Source organism: Bradyrhizobium sp. B039 (assembly GCF_038965675.1).
Taxonomy (GTDB): Bacteria; Pseudomonadota; Alphaproteobacteria; order Rhizobiales; family Xanthobacteraceae; genus Bradyrhizobium; species Bradyrhizobium diazoefficiens.
Window position 1 is genome coordinate 3,178,381 of sequence record NZ_CP152416.1, and the last position, 19,935, is coordinate 3,198,315.

Consider the following 19,935-nt stretch of genomic DNA (forward strand, 5'->3'; position numbering starts at 1 on the left):
GCGTGACCGACCTTCGCATTGCCATCGTCGGATTTGGCAAGATCGCGCGCGACCAGCATGTCGGTGCGATCGCGGCGGTACCGGGCGCGACGCTCGCGGCTGTTGCCAGTCGCAATGCTTCGCTGCCGGAGCTGCCGCATTTTGCCACCATCGAAGAGCTGCTGGAGAAGGGCCCGGCGATCGACGCGGTCTCGCTCTGCACGCCGCCGCAGGTGCGGCGCGCCCAGGCCGCCACGGCGCTCGCCGCCGGCAAGCACGTCATGCTGGAGAAGCCGCCCGGCACCGGCGTTGCCGAGCTCGATCCGCTGATCGCGATGGCGGCCGATGCCAGGCGCACGCTGTTTGCGACCTGGCATTCGCGTTATGCGTCGGCGGTCGAGCCGGCCCGCGAATGGCTGGCGACACGCCGGATCAAGTCCGTGCACATCAACTGGAAGGAAGACGTCCGCGTCTGGCATCCCGGCCAAGCCTGGATCTGGGAGCCGGGCGGGCTCGGCGTGTTCGATCCCGGCATAAATGCGCTGTCGATCCTGACCCGCATCCTGCCCAAGCCGGTGTTCGTCACCGCGGCCGAGCTTGCCTTTCCGGCCAACTGCCAGGCCCCGATTGCCGCGAACCTGACGCTGACCGATATCGGCGGCCTGCCGGTCACCGCCGAATTCGACTTCCGCCAGACCGGGCCGCAGAGCTGGGATATCCTCGTGGAAACCGATCAGGGCCGGATGAATTTGTCCGGCGGCGGGCGTCGGATGGCTGTCGACGGCAAGGCCATTGCCGAGGCGCCCGATCAGGAATATCGCGAGCTGTACCGGCGCTTTGTCGAACTCGCGGCGACCGGCGCAAGCGATGTCGATCTGGCGCCGTTGCGTCTCGTTGCCGACTCTTTCCTGCTCGGCAGGCGCACGATCGTCGAACCGTTTGTGGACTGAACATGGCTGGCTCAAAAATAACAAAAGACGTCTTCGGAACGCTGCCGGACGGCCGCAATGTCGAGCGCATCGTGCTGCGCGGCGAGGGCGGCTTTGAAGCCCGTATCATCACCCATGGCGCGGTGATCCAGGCGCTGATCGCGCCGGACGCCAAGGGCGGCTACGACGATGTCGTGCTCGGCCACGACGCCTTCGCCGGCTATCTCGCCGAACGAAAATTCCTGGGCGCCACCGTCGGCCGCTACGCCAACCGTATCGCCAGGGGACAGTTCTCGCTCGACGGCGAGACGGTGCAGCTTCCCGTCAACAATGGCCCGAATGCGCTGCATGGCGGCCTCGACGGGTTCGACCGCAAGCTCTGGGCGATCGCCGGGATCGAAGAGGGCGCCGAGCCCGCGGTGACGCTCACCTATACGAGCCCGCACGGCGAGGAGAATTATCCGGGCCGGCTCGATGTGCGCCTGACCTATCGCGTCACCGGCCCCGCCGAGCTGTCGCTGATGATGGAGGCGCGGACGGACCGGCCGACCATCGTCAATTTGACCAACCACAGCTTCTTCAATCTCGAAGGCGCGACATCAGGCACGTCCATTCTCGACCACAGACTGACGGTCGCAGCCGAGCATTTCCTCGCGATCGATCCCACCGCCATTCCGTTGCCGGAGCCGCCGCGCAGCGTTGTCGGCACGCCGTTCGACTTCCGCAACCCGCATGCCGTAGGCGAGCGCATCCGCGAAAACGATCGGCAATTGCAGAGCGGCAGGGGTTACGACCACACCTGCTGCCTCGGCCGCGACGGCAAGCTCGCGCTCGCGGCACGGCTGGAGGCGCCGCGTTCGGGACGCATCATGGAGCTGTTCACCAATCAGCCCGGCATCCAGGTCTATTCCGGCAACTATCTCGACGGCACGATCTCGGGCAAGGGCGGCAAGCTGATCCGGCAATCGGACGCCATGTGCCTGGAGCCGCATATCTGGCCTGACGCGCCGAACCGGCCGGATTTTCCGAGCCCGCGTCTCGATCCCGGCGGAATCTACCGGCATCACACCGTCTATCGCTTTGCAGTGAGGGCGCCATGATGGAAGAAGTGCCGACCTCCGTGCTCTCCGCCGAGCAATGTCATCTCGGCGAAGGGCCGACCTATGACGTCACCACCGATACCGCCTGGTGGTTCGATATCCGCGAAGGACGCCTGTTCGAGGCGCATCTCGGCGGCGGGGGCATCCGCGTCCACGCGCTCGGCCGGATGGCGAGCGCGCTCGGACGCATCGATGCCGATCGGCAGTTGATCGTCGCGGAAGACGGCCTCTATATCCGCAGTCTCGCCGACGGCGCGATGACGCTGTTCTGCCCGCTCGAAGCCGACAATCCCACGACGCGCTCCAATGATTGCCGCGTGCACCAGTCCGGCACGTTCTGGATCGGCACCATGGGCAAGAAGGCCGAGCCGAAGGCGGGCGCGATCTACGCGCTCCATCGCGGCAAGATCTCGACGCTGTTTCCCGGCATCAGCATTCCCAACTCGATCTGCTTCTCGCCGGATGGCGCGACCGGCTATTTCACCGACACCCCGCGCGCCATGCTCTACGCCGTCCCGCTCAATCCCGCGACCGGATTGCCGCGCGGCGAGCCGGAGGTGCTGCTCCGCCACACCGGCATCGGCGGCCTCGACGGCTCGGTGTGCGACGCCGACGGGCAGATCTGGAATGCGTGCTGGGGCGCGAGCCGGATCGACGTCTACTCTCCGCAGGGCGAGCGCCTGCGCTCGCTGAGTGTGCCGGTCAGGCAGGCGAGCTGCCCGGCCTTCGTCGGCCCTGACCTGTCGCGTCTCCTCGTCACCTCGGCCTGGCAGGATATGGACGCGGCGGCACGCGCTGCCGATCCGCAAGCCGGCTGCACGTTTTTATTGGAGGCATCCGCGCGCGGTCGCGCGGAGCCCGACGTCAAGCTCGCATAGGAGGCCCGGAGCCGCACACGACGAACGTTCTCGACGACACGAAAAACAGTCTGACACCCAAGGGAGTGAAGCATGCTGAAACTGAAGACGACATTCCTCGCGCTGGCGCTGGCCGGCGCTGCGACGATGGCCGCGGGCGTCACCGCCTCCGCGCAGGACAAGGCGACCGTCGGCATCGCCATGCCGACCAAATCGTCGGCGCGCTGGATCGACGACGGCAACAACATGGTCAAGGTGCTGAAGGAGCGCGGCTACAACACCGACCTGCAATATGCCGAGGACGACATCCCGAACCAGCTCTCGCAGGTCGAGAACATGGTGACCAAGGGCGCGAAGGCGCTGGTGATCGCCGCGATCGACGGCACTACGCTGTCCGACGTGCTCAAGCAGGCGAAAGCAAAAGGCATCACGGTGATTGCCTATGACCGCCTGATCCGCGGCACGCCGAACGTCGACTACTACGCGACCTTCGACAATTTCCAGGTCGGCGTGCTCCAGGCGGAGTCGCTCGTGCAGGGTCTCGGCCTGAAGGACGGCAAGGGTCCGTTCAACATCGAGCTGTTCGGCGGCTCGCCCGACGACAACAACGCCTACTTCTTCTACAACGGCGCGATGAGCGTGCTGAAGCCCTACATCGACAGCGGCAAGCTCGTCGTCGTGTCCGGCCAGATGGGCATGGACAAGGTCGCGACCCTGCGCTGGGACGGCGCCACCGCGCAGGCCCGCATGGACAACCTGCTCAGCGCCTACTACGGCAACAAGAAGGTCAACGCCGTGCTGTCGCCCTATGACGGCCTCTCGATCGGCATCATCTCCTCGCTGAAGGGCGTGGGCTATGGCAGCGCCGACCAACCGATGCCCGTCATCTCGGGTCAGGACGCCGAGGTGCCCTCGATCAAGGCGATGCTGCGCGGCGATCAGTATTCGACGATCTTCAAGGACACCCGCGATCTCGCCAAGGTGACCGCCGACATGGTCGACGCCGCGCTCGCCGGCAAGCAGGTCACGGTCAACGACACCAACACCTATGAGAACGGCGTCAAGAAGGTTCCGTCCTATCTGCTCAAGCCGGTCGTGGTCTACAAGGACAATTGGGAGAAGGTTCTGGTGGACAGCGGCTACTACAAGAAGTCGCAGTTCCAGTAAGACTCTTTCGTCTCCCTCGCCCCGCTCTTGCGGGGAGAGGGCGGGGTGAGGGCTCTCTCCACACGGGCGGTTACCCTTGCGGAGACTCCCCCTCACCCGATCGCTACGCGATCGACCTCTCCCCGCAAGCGGGGAGAGGTGAAGTCAGCGACCAAGGGACAACGACGATGACCGCCATGTTGGAGATGCGCAACGTCAGCAAGAGCTTTGCCGGCGTCCAGGCGCTGCGCGACGTCAACTTCTCGGTTCACGCCGGGCAGATCCACGCGCTTGTCGGCGAGAACGGCGCCGGCAAGTCCACGCTGATGAAGGTGCTCAGCGGGGTCTATCCGCACGGCAGCTACGAGGGCACCATCATCTTCGAGGGCGAGGAGCGCCGCTTCCGTGACATCAACGATTCCGAGGCGCTCGGCATCATCATCATCCACCAGGAGCTGGCGTTGATCCCGTTGATGTCGATCGCCGAAAACATCTTCCTGTCGCATCCGCCGTCGAAATTCGGCGTGATCGACCGCGACGAGGTGTACCGGCGCACGCGCGGGCTGCTGGCGCAGGTCGGCCTGAGGGAATCGCCGGATACGCTGATCACCGACCTCGGCGTCGGCAAGCAGCAGCTGGTCGAGATCGCCAAGGCGCTGTCCAAGCGGGTGCGCATGCTGATCCTGGACGAGCCGACCGCGAGCCTCAACGAAGCCGATAGCGCCGCATTGCTCGAACGCCTGATGGCGTTCCGCGAGCAGGGCATCGGCTCGATCCTGATCTCGCACAAGCTCAACGAGGTGGCCAAGGTCGCCGACCACATCACCGTGCTGCGCGACGGCCGCACCGTCGACAGCATCGACTGCCGTGCCGAGCCGATCCAGGAAGACCGCATCATCCGCAGCATGGTCAACCGCGATCTCGCCCATCGCTTCCCCGAGCGCAGCGTGAAGATCGGCGAGCCCGTGCTCGCCATCGAGAACTGGTCGGTCTATCACCCCATTCATCCCGAGCGGCAGGTGATCAAGAACGTCAATTTCGGCGTCAAGCGCGGCGAGGTCGTCGGCATCGCCGGGCTGATGGGCGCCGGCCGCACCGAATTCGCCATGAGCCTGTTCGGCCGCTCCTGGGGCACCAATATCAGCGGCCATATCCGGCTCGAGGGCAGGGAGATCGTGCTGCCGAGCGTCGCCGCCGCGATCGACGCCGGCCTTGCCTATGTCACCGAGGACCGCAAGCAGCTCGGGCTGATCCTCGCCGACGACGTCCGCAAGAACATCACGCTCGCCAGCCTCGACCAGGTCGCGCCGGGGAGGGTGATCGACGACATCGCCGAGCTGAAGGTTGCCAGCGACTACAGGAACCGCATGCGCATCCGCTGCTCGGACGTCTACCAGGAGACCGGCCAGCTCTCCGGCGGCAACCAGCAGAAGGTGGTGCTGTCGAAATGGCTGATGACCGACCCCAAAGTGCTGATCCTGGACGAGCCGACAAGGGGCATCGACGTCGGTGCCAAATACGAGATTTACTGTATCATCAACGAGCTTGCGGAGGCCGGCCGCGGCGTCGTGGTCATCTCCTCGGAGATGCCCGAGCTGCTTGGCATCTGCGACCGCATCTGCGTGATGAACGACGGCGCTTTCGTCGGCGAGTTCTCCGGCACGGAAGCGACGCAGGAGAAGATCATGCGCGCCATCATGCGCAACCAGAGAAGCAACGGAAACGGCGTGCCTGAGGCCGCGGAGATGGGAGGATTGCAGCCATGACCGACAAGACGGTTTCGCTGCCCGAGGAGCGCCGGCACGGCAGCTTCATCAAGAATAATTTGCGCAATTACGGCATGCTGATGTCGCTGATCGCGATCATGCTGTTCTTCCAGGTCATGACCGGCGGCACGCTGCTCCAGCCGCTCAATTTGACCAACCTGGTGCTCCAGAACAGCTACATCGTCATCATGGCGCTCGGCATGCTGCTGGTGATCGTCACCGGCCATATCGACCTCTCGGTCGGTTCGGTCGCGGGCTTCGTCGGCGCGGTGGCCGCCGTGCTGATGGTGACGTACAAGGTCGACTACACGCTGGCCTTCATCGCCTGCCTGCTGCTGGGCGCCGCGATCGGCGCGGCGCAGGGCTATTGGGTGGCCTATTTCAAGATCCCGTCCTTCATCGTGACGCTGGCCGGCATGCTCGTGTTCAAGGGTCTTGCGCTTGCGGTGTTGCAGGGCCAGTCGCTCGGGCCGTTCCCGGCGACCTTCCAGAAACTGTCCTCGGGCTTCATTCCGGAGATACTGCCCGAGGCCGGCACGCTGCATCCGACCTCCATGCTGATCGGCGCCGTGCTCGCGCTCGGCCTCGTCTATGTCAGCGCCAAGGGCCGGTCGCGCGAGCAGTCGCACGGCATCGAGGTCGAGCCTTATGCCTTCTTTCTCGGCAAGAGCATTTTGCTGGCCTGCGCCGTGCTCTACTTCACCTATCTGATCGCCTCGCATCGTGGCCTGCCCAACGTGCTGGTGATCATGGGCGCGCTGATCGCGCTCTACGGCTTCGTCACCCGTCGCACCGTGATCGGGCGGCAGATCTACGCGGTCGGCGGCAATGCCAAGGCGGCAAGCCTGTCGGGCATCAAGACCGAGCGGCTGACCTTCCTCACCTTCGTCAACATGGGCGTGCTGGCCGCGCTCGCCGGCCTCGTCTTCGCCGCGCGCCTCAACACCGCAACGCCGAAGGCGGGCTTGGGCTTCGAGCTCGACGTCATCGCTGCCTGCTTCATCGGCGGCGCCTCGGCCTATGGCGGCGTGGGCCGCGTCGGCGGCGCCGTGGTCGGCGCCATGATCATGGGCGTGATGAACAACGGCATGTCCATCCTCGGCATCGGCATCGACTATCAGCAGGTCATCAAGGGCCTGGTGCTGCTGGGAGCGGTGTGCATCGACGTGTATAATCAGCGGCGGTGAGTGGACTGTTGTAGGGTCGGCAAAGGCGCGTAAGCGCCGTGCCTACCACCCTTCCACGATCGCGCGAGAAGTGGTGGGCACGCGTCCACCCTACGGCAGCCGCTACTGCGTGGTGAACAGCACCGCCGCGATGGCGACGGAGAGGCTGACCGCCGAGACGGTCGCCACGGTTGACAGTACCCCCATGCGCCTGAGCGCGATGGCGAACGCGATGATGATGGGGGTCGCGGTCATCAGCCCGATTTGTGCGTCGCTCATATCGTTGCTCGCCGCTCCCTGAAATCCTGAGGTGGTTCCTACCGTGATCCGGGCGGGTGGACGTTGCGTCGGCGCAAACAAGCCGGCGCAATCCACCAGTTTGTCCGCCGACAAACTCGGATCGGGGCGGGTCAGCTAAGTCTGTCCGGTGTCCTGATCCGGAAGGCAGATGTCGGCAACCGATTGCGAACAACAGGGAACCGGCTGGGGCATCCTCGAGGATCTCCCCGGCGATCCCATGATCTGGGTGCTGATCTTCAGCGAGCTGGCCGCGTTCGGCCTGTTCCTCGGCGCCTTCATCGTCGCCCGCGCCATTCATCCCGCGATGTTCGCGGCCGGACAGGCCACGCTCGATGCGCATCTCGCCGGGCTCAACACAATCGTCCTGGTGACCAGCGGCTGGGCCGCGGCCCGCGGCACGGCTGCCGCACGGGCACGACGCAAGCAGGCCGCGCGCGGCTGGCTGTTCGGTGCCATGGCCCTTGGCGGCGTCTTCATCGCGATCAAGCTGCTCGAATATGCCGGCGAGATCGCGCAGGGAAACGGGCTGGAGACCAGCCCGTTCTTCACGCTGTACTTCCTTCTCACCGGCTTTCATCTCCTGCATGTCGGCCTCGGCATCGTGATCCTGGCCGTGGTTTCCCGGAGGGCAGAGGTGATCGGCGTCGAGACGGGGGCCGCCTTCTGGCACATGGTCGACCTGCTCTGGATCGTCATGTTTCCGATCCTGTATCTGGTGCGCTGATGATGCCGGATCGTCTCGACCTCACATGGATCGTGCTGATCGGCCTCGCGCTCGCGACCGTCCTGGTGCCATCCCTTGTGACGCGTCCGCTGCTCGGCAACGCCCTGCTGCTGGCCTTCGCCGCGCTCAAGGGGCGCCGGATCGTGCTCGATTTCCTCGATCTCCGCGCCGCGCCGGCGCTCTGGCGCGGCCTCGTGAGCGCCTGGGTCGTCATCGTCGTGCTGTTTGCCTGGTCCGTGTCGGCCGTCGTCGCCCTGATCTGACGCGCTCATTGCGCCCTGACAAAGAACCGGCCGCGCGAAGCGGCAATAAATCGCAGCATCGGACCTCGACAGGAATCAACCGGAAAGGATTGGCAATGGCTGAACGCCTGACCAAGTCGGCCGCTCGAAACGTCTTCTACGGCGGCTCGGCTTTTTTCTTCGCCATCTTCATAGGGCTGACGGCGCACAGCCATTACTACATGGCCACGACCTCGACCGACGCTTCGACGCTGACGTCGTCGGTCGCCCGCGGCAAGCATGTCTGGGAGAAGAACTCCTGCATCAACTGCCACACCTTGCTCGGTGAGGGCGCCTATTTCGCCCCCGAGGTCGGCAACGTCTGGGATCGCTGGGGCGGCAAGGAAGATCCGGCCGCTGCGCGCGAGACGCTGAAGGCCTGGATGCAGTCGCAGCCGTCGGGCGCCGAGGGCCGGCGGCAGATGCCGCAGTTCAACCTGACCGACCAGGAGCTCAACGATCTTGCCGACTTCCTGCAATGGGTGAGCACGATCAAGCGCCAGGACTGGCCGCCGAACAAGGCCGGTTGAGCGCCGCTAATCCTCTTTCAAGACAGAGAGAACCGAGATGAAATATCAGACCCAGAAAGTCGCGATGCTGTATTTCTACGGCGCGCTGACGCTGTTCCTGGCCCAGGTCCTGTTCGGCCTGCTCGCCGGAACCATCTACGTCCTGCCCAACACCCTGTCGACCCTCCTGCCGTTCAACATCGTCAGGATGATCCATACCAACGCGCTGATCGTATGGTCGCTGATCGGCTTCATGGGTGCGACCTACTTCCTGCTCCCGGAGGAGACCGAGACCGAGCTGTACAGCCCGCTGCTGGCGAAGATCCAGTTCTGGATGTTCTTCGGCGCGGCCGGCGTCGCCGTGGTCGGCTATCTCTTCCACTACCACGAGGGCCGCGAATTCCTCGAGCAACCCTTCATCATCAAGGTCGGCATCGTCGTGGTCTGCCTGATGTTCCTGTTCAACGTGACCATGACGGCGCTCAAGGGCCGCAAGACCACGGTGACCAACATCCTGCTGTTCGGCCTGTGGGGCGTTGCGATCTTCTTCCTGTTCGCGTTCTACAATCCGGCGAACCTCGCCGTCGACAAGATGTACTGGTGGTACGTCGTCCATCTCTGGGTCGAAGGCGTCTGGGAGCTGATCATGGCCTCCGTGCTCGCCTACCTGATGATCAAGCTCAACGGCATCGACCGCGAGGTGGTCGAGAAGTGGCTCTACGTCATCATCGGCCTTGCCCTGTTCTCGGGCATCCTCGGCACCGGCCATCACTTCTACTGGATCGGCGCGCCCGGCTACTGGCAGTGGATCGGCTCGCTGTTCTCGACGCTCGAGGTCGCGCCGTTCTTCACCATGGTGATCTTCACCGTGCAGATGACCTGGAAGGCCGGCCGCAAGCATCCGAACCGCGCCGCGCTGCTGTGGTCGGTCGGCTGCTCGGTGATGGCGTTCCTCGGTGCCGGCGTCTGGGGCTTCCTGCACACGCTGTCCTCGGTGAACTACTACACCCACGGCACCCAGGTCACCGCCGCGCACGGCCATCTCGCCTTCTTCGGCGCCTATGTGATGCTGAACCTGTCGGTGATGGCCTATGCGATCCCGCAGCTGAAGGGACGCGCGCCATACAACCAGTGGCTCAGCATGACGAGCTTCTGGATCATGTGCACGGCCATGATGACCATGACCTTTGCGCTGACCTTCGCCGGCGTGGTCCAGGTCCACCTCCAGCGCGTGCTCGGCCAGAGCTACATGGACGTGCAGGACCAGCTCGCGATGTTCTACTGGGTCCGGCTCGGTTCCGGCGTGTTCGTCGCGATCTCCGCGCTGATGTTCGTCTGGGCGGTGCTGGTGCCGGGCCGCGAGAAGCAGGCGACCGTGCCCGCCGCGCTGCAGCCGGCTGAGTAAACGCAAATGGCGGCCGCGGTTCGCCGCGGCCGCCTGCTTCCTGGAAAGTCCGGAGAGACATCATGAAACCTGCCCTTCACACGGTGACCTCGGCGCCCGCGTTGCCGGCCTATGTCGCAACCGGCAATGAATGCGCGCTGTTCGAGCACGCCTGGCGTCATCAGCTTCCGGTCCTGCTCAAGGGGCCGACCGGTTGCGGCAAGACGCGCTTCGTCGCGCATATGGCGGCACGGCTCGGACTGCCGCTCCACACCGTGGCCTGCCACGACGATCTCACCGCCGCCGATCTCACCGGCCGCTATCTATTGAAGGGCGGCGACACCGTATGGACCGACGGTCCGCTGACGCGCGCGGTGCGCGAGGGCGGCATCTGCTATCTCGACGAGGTGGTGGAAGCGCGCAAGGACGTCACCGTGGTGCTGCATCCGCTCACCGACGATCGCCGCATCCTGCCGCTGGAGCGCACCGGCGAGGAGCTGGCGGCACCGAAGAGCTTCATGCTCGTCGTGTCCTACAATCCCGGTTACCAGACGCTGCTCAAGGCACTGAAGCCCTCGACGCGGCAGCGCTTCGTCGCCATCGAGTTCGGCTTCTTAGCCCCAGAGCAGGAGGTCGCGGTGGTGTCCGCCGAGAGCGGGCTGCCGCCGGATCGCGTGCGGCCGCTGGTTGCGCTGGCCGGGCGGCTGCGCGCACTTAGGGGGCACGATCTGGAGGAGGGCGTCTCGACGCGCCTCGTCGTCTATTGCGCGACCCTGATCGCCGCGGGCACGCCGATCGCCGACGCCGTGCTGGCCGGCATGATCGAGCCCTTGACCGACGATTCCGACGTCAAGGCCGCGCTGCTCGACGTCGCGCGCGCCGTGATCGGGTGAGGACGGGCCCATGCTCGACTTCCTCGAACTGGAGGAAACGGTCGGCCGTGCCTGGCACCGGATGGTCGGCGGCACCGCGAGCTATCCGGTTCACGCCGATCACGCGGTGTCGCTCACCGAGGTGAGGGACCGGATCGCGGTGATGTTCCGCGCGCTCGGCGGCGAGGCCGGCGTGCAGATCGCAAGCGCCGGCGCCCGCAAGTCCGGGCACCGGCTCGGCTGGCGGCAACGCATCGGCCTCGGCGACGAGCGTCTCGAGCAGCCGGGCCGCGACGCCGCAACCATCTTCCTGCCCGATCGCATCGCGATCTTTCCCGACCGCGAGCTCAACGCATGCCTCTATCGCTGGCTCGCGGCATGGTTCGCGGTCGCGCCGATCGAGACGATTGTGGAGGCCGATCCGCTTAGGCGCGATCTGCTGGTGCTGCGCCGCGCCGCCGAAACGGCGGTCTTTGTGCTCACGCAGTTTCCCGGGCTCGTCGCCGATTACGCGCAGCTTGCCGCGGCAACCGCCGCGGCCCGGCCGCGGCGTCCGTTACCGCGCATCGAGCAGGAGATCGAGCAGATCGTTCTCGCCCTGCTCGGAGCGGGACCTGCGCCCGCGGGCAAATTATGGCCGGCGATGATGGGAACGGAGCCGCTGCCGGACAAGGCGCCGCCGGGCTATCATTCGATCCTGCCGTGCCCGCTCTGGGGCGATTGCTGGACGCGCGAGCTGTCGCCCGCGCATGCCGGCGAGGACGAGTGCGCTGATGGCGCGGAGCCCGCAGCCCAGGACAATCGCAAGCGTTTCGCCGTCCGCGAGCGCGAGGACGGCGCCAATCGCAGCGATCCCTTCGTGCTCAACCGCTTCGAAAAGATCCTCGCGATGGCCGAAATGGTCAATGTCGATCGCCCGGCCGACGACAGCGATGACGAAGACGCACAGAAGGCGGCCGACGATCTCGAGGAGATCACGCTCAGCCGCCGCAGCGGCAAGCCGGCGAGCCGCTTCAAATTCGATCTCGACCTGCCGCCGGAAGCCCTCGACGCCTCGCGCCTGAACGCGGATTTGACCTATCCCGAATGGGATTATCGCAGCAGCTCCTATCTGTCCGATCATTGCCGCGTGCTCGCCGGCGCGGCCTCCGAGCGAGGTGAGAGCTGGACGCCGGACGAGACCATGCGCCGCCACATCCGCCAGGTGCGCCGCCGCTTCGAGATCCTGCGGCCGCGCCACGAATTGATGCGTGCGCAGGCCGACGGACACGATCTCGATCTTGATGCGCTCGTGCGCGCGCGGTGCGATCTTCGCGCCGGCGGCAATGGCGCGGGTCTTGATCGCGTCCACATGGCAATGCGGCCGCAGGGGCACGATCTCGCCGTCACGCTGCTCGCGGACGTCTCACTCTCGACGGATGCCTGGGTTGACGGCTACCGCGTGCTCGACGTCGAGAAGGAGGCGTTGCTCGTGCTCGCACACGGGCTGTCGGCCTGCGGCGACCACCACAGCATCCTGACCTTCACCTCGCGCCGGCGGTCCTGGGTGCGGCTCGAAACGATCAAGGCGTTCGGCGAGCCGATGAGCGGACTGGTCGAGCGCCGGATCGGCGCGCTCAAGCCCGGTTATTATACGCGGATCGGCGCCGCAGTGCGCCACGCCTCGGCCGAGCTGGCGCGCCAGCCGCAGCGCAAGAAGCTGCTGCTCGTCCTCACCGACGGCAAGCCGAACGACGTCGATCACTACGAGGGGCGCTTTGCGGTCGAGGACACCAGGAAGTCCGTGCAGGAAGCGCGCCGGCTCGGCATCGCCGTCTTCGGCGTGACGGTCGACGCGACCGCGCAATCCTATTTTCCAACGCTGTTCGGGCGCGGCGGCTATGCGATCGTCGGCAACATCAAGCGATTGCCTGCGGCGCTGCCGGCGATCTACCGGCAGGTGGCGCATTGAGGCGGGAACGCCGCGGCACCGCGTTCTTGCCTGAGCTATTGCTCATGCGGTGAGTATATGATCGAATGTCCGAATGGACCAAGGCCGGCCAAAACCCGATCTCATCATCTTCGATTGTGACGGCGTGCTCGTCGATAGCGAGCTCTTGAGCTGCCGGTGCTTGTCGGAGGTGCTGGCCGAATTCGGCCTCGCGCTCAGCGAGGAGCAGGCGCTCGAGCTGTTTCTCGGGCGCAGCACCAGGGCGATCGAGCAGCACTACCGTGATCTCGGGCAGGTCGTGCCGGATGGCTTCCTGCCGCGATTGAAGTCGCGTGTGCTGGAGACGTTCTCTGCTTCGCTCGAGCCGATCCCCGGGGTAGGGGCGGTGATCTCCGGGCTCGCCGCGCCGTTCTGCGTGGCCTCGTCCAGCGACATCGACCGTGTCTCGCTCTCGCTCGATGTCACCGGCCTTCGGGCGCATTTCGGCGCGCGGCTCTACACAGCGCAGATGGTCAGGCACGGCAAGCCGGCGCCGGATCTCTTTCTTCACGCGGCGGCGCAGATGGGCGCGGAGCCCGCGCGCACGCTGGTGATCGAGGACAGCGTCAGCGGTGTGCAGGCCGGCAGGGCGGCCGGCATGACCGTATGGGGATTTGTCGGCGGCAGCCATTATCGCGCCCGCGACGGCCGGGCTATATTGTCCGCCGCCGGGGCCGATCGGGTCTTCGCGCGCATGAGCGATTTCTGGGAGATGTGAGCCCGCATGGCCGCCGAGAACGACAAGTCGAGACTCGACGACGCCGCGCGGGCCGGCTGGCTCTATTTCATTGCCGGCCACACCCAGGACGAGATCGCAAAAATGCTCCAGGTCTCGCGCGCCTCGGCGCAGCGGCTGGTCTCGCTCTGCCTTGCCGAGCGGCTGATCACCTTCCGGCTCGAACATCCCATCGCCGCCTGCATGGAATTGGCGGCGCGTCTGAAGGAGCGGTTCGATCTCGTCCATTGCGAGGTGGTGCCAGAAGATCCCGCCGCGCCGCAGGCGACCGCCGGCATTGCCGAGCGCTGCGCCAACCTGCTCGATTCCACGCTGCGCTCCGAAACGCCCGTCATCGTCGCGCTCGGCACCGGGCGGGCGGTGCGCGCCGCGGTCGAGCGCGTCACGCCGATCGACCGGCCCAATCACCAGATCGTTTCGCTGGTCGGCAACATCTCCGCCGACGGTTCGGCGAGCTTCTACGACACCGTCGGGCGGCTCGCCGACCGCACCGGGGCGCGGCACTACCCGATGCCGCTGCCGTTCCTCATGTCGTCGGAGGACGAGCGCAACAGGATGGTGCGCATCGAGCCGATCGCCAAGGTGAAGGCGGTCGCGGCCAAGGCGGATCTGCGCCTCGTCGGCATCGGTCAGATGGACCAGAAGGCGCAGGTCCATATCGACGGCTTCGTCACCCGCGACGAACTGTTCGAGATGATGCGGCAGGGGGCGATCGGCGAGATCACCGGCTGGGCCTATGACGCCAAGGGCCGCCTGCTCAAGGCCGGCACCAACAAGCGCCTCACCAGCATTCCGCCGGAAGTTCCGGCGAAGACCACGACCATTGGCGCCGCGGTCGGCGCCGCCAAGGTCCCGGCGATCGCGGCGGCCTTGAGCGGAGGGCTGATCAACGGCCTGATCACCGACGAGGCGACGGCAAGGGCGATCCTGGAGCGCTGAGGCGAGCCAGCACGTCAGCATCCTTGCGAGGCGGAAGGTCTTTCCCCGCACAACACTGTCATCATCCGCGGAGGCGGATGATCCAGTACGCCGCGGCCTCACTTGGGGCAAACCAACAGACAGCACGGCGTACTGGATGCCCCGCCTGCGCGGGGCATGACAGGGGAGGGTGCGCAACAGCCCGCCCTCCCGCATCGCAGCACTCATAAGTTGCCGAAACACCCGCGCGCCTGCTTGACAAGCGGTATCCCTCATCCGAACATACGCCCAACGCGTGGGCATATGCTCAAAACGCGAGTTTGAGGGAGGTCACCGTGAAACACGTCCTCGGCGCCGTCTGCGGCGCGTCCGTCCTGCTGGCCATCCCCGCGATGGCCGAAACCACCCTGACGATCGCCACCGTCAACAACGGCGACATGATCCGCATGCAGGGGCTGACCGGTGAATTCACCAAGAAGAACCCCGATATCACTGTGAAATGGGTGACGCTGGAGGAGAACGTGCTGCGCCAGCGCGTCACCACCGACATCGCCACCAAGGGCGGTCAGTTCGACGTGCTCACCATCGGCACCTATGAGGTGCCGATCTGGGCCAAGAAGGGCTGGCTGGTGCCGCTCGCCAATCTCGGTGCCGATTACGACGTCGCCGACCTGCTGCCCAGGATCAAGGACGCGGTCTCCACCGACGGCAAGCTCTATGCCGCGCCGTTCTACGGCGAGAGCTCGATGGTGATGTACCGCACCGACCTGTTCGACAAGGCCGGCCTGAAGATGCCGGAGAAGCCGACCTGGGATTTCGTGATCGACGCCGCCAAGAAGCTGACCGACAAGAACGCGGGCGTCTATGGCATCTGCCTGCGCGGCAAAGCCGGCTGGGGCGAGAACATGGCGTTCCTCTCCGCGATGGCCAATTCCTACGGTGCGCGCTGGTTCGACGAGAAGTGGGTGCCGCAGTTCAATACGCCGGAATGGAAGACGACGCTCACGACCTATGTGAACCTGATGAAGGACGCCGGCCCTCCCGGCGCGAGCTCCAACGGCTTCAACGAGAACCTGGCACTGTTCAACGCCGGCAAATGCGCGATGTGGATCGACGCGACGGTGGCGGCGTCCTTCGTCACCAATCCCAAGGACTCCAAGGTCGCCGACAAGGTCGGCTTTGCGCTCGCGCCCAACACCGGGCTCGGCAAGAACGCCAACTGGCTGTGGGCCTGGAATCTGGCGATCCCCGCCGGCTCGAAGAAGGCGGAAGCGGCCGAAAAGTTCATCGCCTGGGCAACGAGCAAGGACTACACGAAACTTGTGGCCTCGAAGGAGGGCTGGGCGAACGTGCCGCCGGGCACCCGCACCTCGCTCTACCAGAACCCTGAATACCTGAAGGTCGCGCCCTTCGCCAAATTGACGCTGGCCTCGATCGACGCCGCCGATCCGAACAAGCCGACGGTGAAGCCGGTGCCTTACGTGGGCGTGCAATATGCCGCGATCCCCGAGTTCCAGGGCATCGGCACCCAGGTGGGCCAGCAGTTCTCGGCGGCGCTTTCGGGCTCGATGACGGTCGATGCCGCGCTCACCGCGGCGCAATCCGTGACCGAGCGCGAGATGAAGCGCGCCGGTTACATCAAGTGAACCCGAGCTCTCCCTCCTGAGCTCAAACTGGCGGCCATCCTCCAGTCCAGCCCCGGATGGATGGCCGCCTTCTTTCGGCAAGCGGAGAAGTCAGGGATGGCAACCCGGCAGACGCAGTTTCTGGCGCGCGCGCTCCTGACCCCGGCCGTCGGGCTGCTCTTCATCTGGATGATCGTCCCGCTCGCGCTGACGATCTATTTCTCGACGCTGCACTACAGCCTGCTCGATCCCGGCTCGGAAGAGTTTGTCGGGCTGGAAAACTTCCGCTACTTCCTCACCGATCCCGCTTTCCTCGCGTCGCTCCAGAACACGCTGGTGCTGGTCGGCTCGGTGCTGGCCATGACCATTCTGCTCGGCATTCCGCTGGCGTTGCTGATGGACCAGCCCGTGATCGGCCGCAACATCGTGCGGTTGATGGTGATCGCGCCGTTCTTCGTGATGCCGACGGTGAGCGCGCTGGTCTGGAAGAACCTGTTGATGCACCCGGTCTCCGGGCTGTTCGCCTGGCTCGCCAAGCTGGTCGGATTGACGCCGATCGACTGGTTCAACGACGTGCCGCTGTTCGCGGTGATCCTGATCGTCGCCTGGCAATGGCTGCCGTTCGCGACGCTCATCCTGCTGACCGCGCTGCAATCGCTCGACGAGGAGCAGAAGGAGGCCGCCGAAATGGATGGCGCGAGCGCCGTCTCGGCCTTCATCTACATCACGCTGCCGCATCTGGCGCGTCCCATCACCGTGGTGATCCTGATCGAGACCATTTTCCTGCTCACGGTGTTCGCCGAGATCTTCGTCACCACCGGCGGCGGGCCGGGCCTGCAGACCACCAACATCGCTTTCCTGATCTACTCGCAGGCACTGATCCAGTTCGACGTCGGCAGCGCCTCCGCCGGCGGCCTCGTCGCGGTGGTGATCGCCAATGTCGTCGCCTTCTTCCTCGTCCGCATCGTCGGCCGCAATTTGGAGGCTTGAAGCATGGCGCGGATGGCAACGACGCAGCGGGTGGTGATCTCGACGATCGGGGCGTGGTTCTTCGGCTTCCTGATCTTCTTCCCGATCCTCTGGATGGTGCTGGCAAGCTTCAAGACCGAGCTCGAGGCCTTCGCCATTCCGCCGTCCTTCCTGTTCTTCCACTGGACCACGGAAAATTACGCGACCGTGCAGGAGCGGAGCGACTATCTGCACCACGCCATGAACTCGGTCATCATCGCCGGCGGCTCGACGCTCATTGCGCTCTTGATCGCCATCCCGGCGGCCTGGTCGATGGCGTTCGCGCCGACCAAGCGCACCAAGGACATCCTGCTCTGGATGCTCTCGACCAAGATGATGCCGCCGGTCGGCGTGCTGGTGCCGATCTACCTGATCTACAAGACCTTCGGCCTGCTCGATTCCCGCATCGGCCTCGTCTTCATCCTGTGCCTCGGCAATCTGCCGATCGTGATCTGGATGCTGTTCACCTATTTCAAGGAGATCCCGCGCGACATCCTCGAAGCCGCGCGCATGGATGGCGCCACCATCGGCCGCGAGCTGGTCTACGTGCTGACGCCGATGGCGATCCCGGGTCTGGCATCGACCCTGCTGCTCAATCTGATTCTGGCCTGGAACGAGGCGTTCTGGACGCTGAACCTGTCGACCTCGAACGCCGCGCCGCTCACCACGTTCATCGCCTCCTATTCGAGCCCGGAAGGGCTGTTCTGGGCAAAGCTGTCGGCGGCCTCGACGCTGGCGATCGCGCCCATTCTCGTCCTCGGTTGGTTCAGCCAGAAGCAGCTCGTGCGCGGGCTGACCTTCGGCGCGGTGAAGTAGAGGGGCTGCCGGATCATGGGTCAGATCACACTTCAGGACGTGCAGAAATCCTTCGGCCCCGTGCACATCATCAAGGGCGCAGATCTCGACATTGCCGACGGCTCCTTCGTGGTGTTCGTCGGTCCCTCCGGCTGCGGCAAGACCACGCTGTTGCGGCTGATCGCCGGCCTCGAGGACGTCTCCGGCGGCAAGATCCTGATCGACGGCAAGAACGTCGTCGACACGCCGCCCGCCAAGCGCGGGTTATCCATGGTGTTCCAGTCCTACGCGCTCTATCCGCACATGAGCGTGCGCGGCAATATCGGCTTCGGCCTGAAGATGGCGGGGCTCCCCAAGGACGAGATCAACCGCAAGGTCGAGGCCGCCGCCGCGACGCTGAACCTCACGCCCTACCTCGACCGCAAGCCGCGCGAGCTTTCCGGCGGCCAGCGCCAGCGCGTCGCGATCGGCCGCGCCATCGTGCGCGAGCCCAAGGCGTTCCTGTTCGACGAGCCGCTGTCGAACCTGGATGCCGCGCTCCGCGTGCAGATGCGCATCGAGGTGACGCGGCTCCAGAAGCAGCTCGGCACCACCGCGATCTACGTCACCCATGACCAGGTCGAGGCCATGACCATGGCCGACAAGATCGTCGTGCTCAACGGCGGCAAGATCGAGCAATACGGCTCGCCGCTGGAGCTTTACGAGAAGCCTGCCAATCTCTTCGTCGCCGGCTTCATCGGCTCGCCCAAGATGAACTTCGTCACCGGCGAACTCGCCAGGCAGCAGGGCGCGGCCACGATCGGCGTGCGGCCGGAGCACCTCAGGATCGAGCGCGACGGCGCCGGCGGCTGGCAGGGGACGATCGCGGTCGCCGAGCATCTCGGCAGCGACACCTTTCTCTACGTCGATGCCGGTCCGCTCGGCATGCTGACCGCGCGCTACATCGGCGAATTGAGCCTGCATGCCGGCGATCACGTGTCGCTGGTGCCGGACCCCGCGCGGATCCACCGCTTCGATGCGAGCGGCAACGCGCTTCGCGGCTGACAAGAAACGGCAAAGAACGGAAAGACCAACATGTACCTGGAAAAATTCAAGCTGAACGGCAAGACCGCGTTCATCACCGGCGGCGGGCAGGGCATTGGGCTGGCCTGCGCCGAGGCGCTCGCCGAAGCCGGCGCCAGGGTCGTCATCGGCGACCGCGACAGCAAGGTCGCCGACAGCGCCAAGGCCAGCTTGAAAGCCAAGGGGTTTGACGCCGAGACCGCGATCATGGACGTGACCGATACCAGGCGCGTCGCCGAGGTCGCTAATGACCTCGTCGCCCGCCACGGCAGGGTCGACATCCTCGTCAACAATGCCGGCATCGCCCGCAGCGAGACGCCGGCGGAGACCGTGACCGACGAGCATTGGCTCAACGTCATCGACGTCAACCTCAACGGCACCTTCTGGTGCTGCCGCGAGTTCGGCAAGCACATGCTGAAGGCGCAAAGCGGCGCCATCGTCAATGTCGGCTCGATGTCAGGCTTCATCGTCAACAAGCCGCAGGAGCAGTGCTTCTACAATGCGTCGAAGGCCGGTGTGCACCATCTGACCAAGTCGCTCGCCGCCGAATGGGGCGCGCGCGGCATCCGCGTCAACGCGGTGGCGCCGACCTATATCGAGACGCCGCTCAACGCCTTCGTGAAGAGCAATCCCAAAATGTACGACGCCTGGATCGGCGGAACCCCGATGGCGCGGATGGGGCAGGTCGAGGAGATCGCCTCCGTCGTGCTGTTCCTCTCCTCGGAAGCCGCGAGCCTGATGACCGGCAGCATCGTGCTGGTGGATGGCGGCTACACTTGCTGGTAGGCTTGCCGTCAAAACTGACGAGA

Annotated in this window: 20 protein-coding genes; 19 read left to right on the forward strand and 1 reads right to left on the reverse strand. The window is 65.4% G+C overall.

Annotated elements, in window-relative coordinates:
* Positions 1-2: 2 nt before the first annotated feature.
* The 6 genes from AAFG50_RS14860 to mmsB all read left to right on the forward strand — a co-directional run bounded on the left by AAFG50_RS14860 (position 3) and on the right by mmsB (position 6,964).
* Complete coding sequence (locus tag AAFG50_RS14860; protein WP_028172172.1) at positions 3-929, forward strand: Gfo/Idh/MocA family oxidoreductase; 927 nt, start codon at positions 3-5, stop codon at positions 927-929.
* Between the two features lie 2 nt (positions 930-931).
* Positions 932-2,008, forward strand: coding sequence for an aldose epimerase family protein (locus AAFG50_RS14865; protein WP_028172171.1), 1,077 nt, complete (start codon positions 932-934; stop codon positions 2,006-2,008).
* On the forward strand, positions 2,008-2,886 hold the full coding sequence (locus AAFG50_RS14870) for an SMP-30/gluconolactonase/LRE family protein (RefSeq protein ID WP_028172170.1): 879 nt from the start codon (positions 2,008-2,010) through the stop codon (positions 2,884-2,886). Before AAFG50_RS14865 ends, AAFG50_RS14870 begins: the two co-directional genes overlap by 1 nt.
* Before the next feature lie 72 nt (positions 2,887-2,958).
* Positions 2,959-4,032: a multiple monosaccharide ABC transporter substrate-binding protein gene (gene chvE, locus AAFG50_RS14875; protein ID WP_011085992.1), complete on the forward strand. Its 1,074-nt coding sequence runs from the start codon at positions 2,959-2,961 to the stop codon at positions 4,030-4,032.
* A 167-nt stretch (positions 4,033-4,199) separates the two neighbouring features.
* The gene (gene mmsA / locus AAFG50_RS14880; RefSeq protein WP_028172169.1) at positions 4,200-5,777 is read left to right on the forward strand and encodes a multiple monosaccharide ABC transporter ATP-binding protein; all 1,578 of its coding nucleotides are present in this window, start codon (positions 4,200-4,202) and stop codon (positions 5,775-5,777) included.
* Positions 5,774-6,964 carry a multiple monosaccharide ABC transporter permease gene (mmsB, locus tag AAFG50_RS14885; protein ID WP_011085994.1) on the forward strand — a complete coding sequence of 397 codons (1,191 nt, stop codon included), beginning with the start codon at positions 5,774-5,776 and terminating at the stop codon, positions 6,962-6,964. Before mmsA ends, mmsB begins: the two co-directional genes overlap by 4 nt.
* Positions 6,965-7,066: 102 nt before the next feature.
* On the opposite strand, the gene AAFG50_RS14890 is transcribed toward mmsB, so the two are convergent.
* The gene (locus AAFG50_RS14890; protein WP_091892367.1) at positions 7,067-7,222 is read right to left on the reverse strand and encodes a hypothetical protein; all 156 of its coding nucleotides are present in this window, start codon (positions 7,220-7,222) and stop codon (positions 7,067-7,069) included.
* Positions 7,223-7,391: 169 nt separating this feature from the next.
* Here AAFG50_RS14890 and AAFG50_RS14895 point away from each other — a divergent pair, with 169 nt between their 5' ends.
* The 13 genes from AAFG50_RS14895 (at position 7,392) to AAFG50_RS14955 (ending at position 19,912) form a co-directional block, all read left to right on the forward strand.
* Complete coding sequence (locus AAFG50_RS14895; protein WP_011085996.1) at positions 7,392-7,967, forward strand: cytochrome c oxidase subunit 3 family protein; 576 nt, start codon at positions 7,392-7,394, stop codon at positions 7,965-7,967.
* Positions 7,967-8,230 carry a cytochrome C oxidase subunit IV family protein gene (locus AAFG50_RS14900; protein WP_028172168.1) on the forward strand — a complete coding sequence of 88 codons (264 nt, stop codon included), beginning with the start codon at positions 7,967-7,969 and terminating at the stop codon, positions 8,228-8,230. Before AAFG50_RS14895 ends, AAFG50_RS14900 begins: the two co-directional genes overlap by 1 nt.
* 95 nt (positions 8,231-8,325) lie before the next feature.
* Entirely contained in the window at positions 8,326-8,778 is a 453-nt protein-coding gene (locus tag AAFG50_RS14905; protein ID WP_027546282.1) for a cytochrome c, read from the forward strand.
* Between the two features lie 37 nt (positions 8,779-8,815).
* On the forward strand, positions 8,816-10,162 hold the full coding sequence (locus tag AAFG50_RS14910; RefSeq protein ID WP_028172167.1) for a cbb3-type cytochrome c oxidase subunit I: 1,347 nt from the start codon (positions 8,816-8,818) through the stop codon (positions 10,160-10,162).
* Between the two features lie 62 nt (positions 10,163-10,224).
* On the forward strand, positions 10,225-11,034 hold the full coding sequence (locus AAFG50_RS14915; RefSeq protein ID WP_028172166.1) for a CbbQ/NirQ/NorQ/GpvN family protein: 810 nt from the start codon (positions 10,225-10,227) through the stop codon (positions 11,032-11,034).
* A gap of 10 nt (positions 11,035-11,044) precedes the next feature.
* Entirely contained in the window at positions 11,045-12,964 is a 1,920-nt protein-coding gene (locus AAFG50_RS14920; RefSeq protein WP_053815116.1) for a VWA domain-containing protein, read from the forward strand.
* A gap of 73 nt (positions 12,965-13,037) precedes the next feature.
* The gene (locus AAFG50_RS14925) at positions 13,038-13,700 is read left to right on the forward strand and encodes an HAD family hydrolase (protein ID WP_028172164.1); all 663 of its coding nucleotides are present in this window, start codon (positions 13,038-13,040) and stop codon (positions 13,698-13,700) included.
* Between the two features lie 6 nt (positions 13,701-13,706).
* Complete coding sequence (locus AAFG50_RS14930) at positions 13,707-14,657, forward strand: DNA-binding transcriptional regulator (protein ID WP_011086003.1); 951 nt, start codon at positions 13,707-13,709, stop codon at positions 14,655-14,657.
* A 314-nt stretch (positions 14,658-14,971) separates the two neighbouring features.
* Positions 14,972-16,282 (forward strand): sugar ABC transporter substrate-binding protein, encoded by a 1,311-nt coding sequence (locus tag AAFG50_RS14935; protein ID WP_049832420.1) that lies wholly within the window; start codon positions 14,972-14,974, stop codon positions 16,280-16,282.
* A 96-nt stretch (positions 16,283-16,378) separates the two neighbouring features.
* Positions 16,379-17,251, forward strand: coding sequence for a sugar ABC transporter permease (locus tag AAFG50_RS14940; RefSeq protein WP_039185045.1), 873 nt, complete (start codon positions 16,379-16,381; stop codon positions 17,249-17,251).
* Positions 17,252-17,254: 3 nt separating this feature from the next.
* Positions 17,255-18,085 carry a carbohydrate ABC transporter permease gene (locus AAFG50_RS14945; protein WP_038966046.1) on the forward strand — a complete coding sequence of 277 codons (831 nt, stop codon included), beginning with the start codon at positions 17,255-17,257 and terminating at the stop codon, positions 18,083-18,085.
* A 15-nt stretch (positions 18,086-18,100) separates the two neighbouring features.
* A complete protein-coding gene (locus tag AAFG50_RS14950) occupies positions 18,101-19,108 on the forward strand; it encodes an ABC transporter ATP-binding protein (RefSeq protein WP_011086008.1) in 1,008 nt (335 codons plus the stop codon).
* 30 nt (positions 19,109-19,138) lie between these two features.
* The gene (locus AAFG50_RS14955; protein WP_028172159.1) at positions 19,139-19,912 is read left to right on the forward strand and encodes an SDR family oxidoreductase; all 774 of its coding nucleotides are present in this window, start codon (positions 19,139-19,141) and stop codon (positions 19,910-19,912) included.
* The last annotated feature ends 23 nt before the right edge of the window (positions 19,913-19,935 follow it).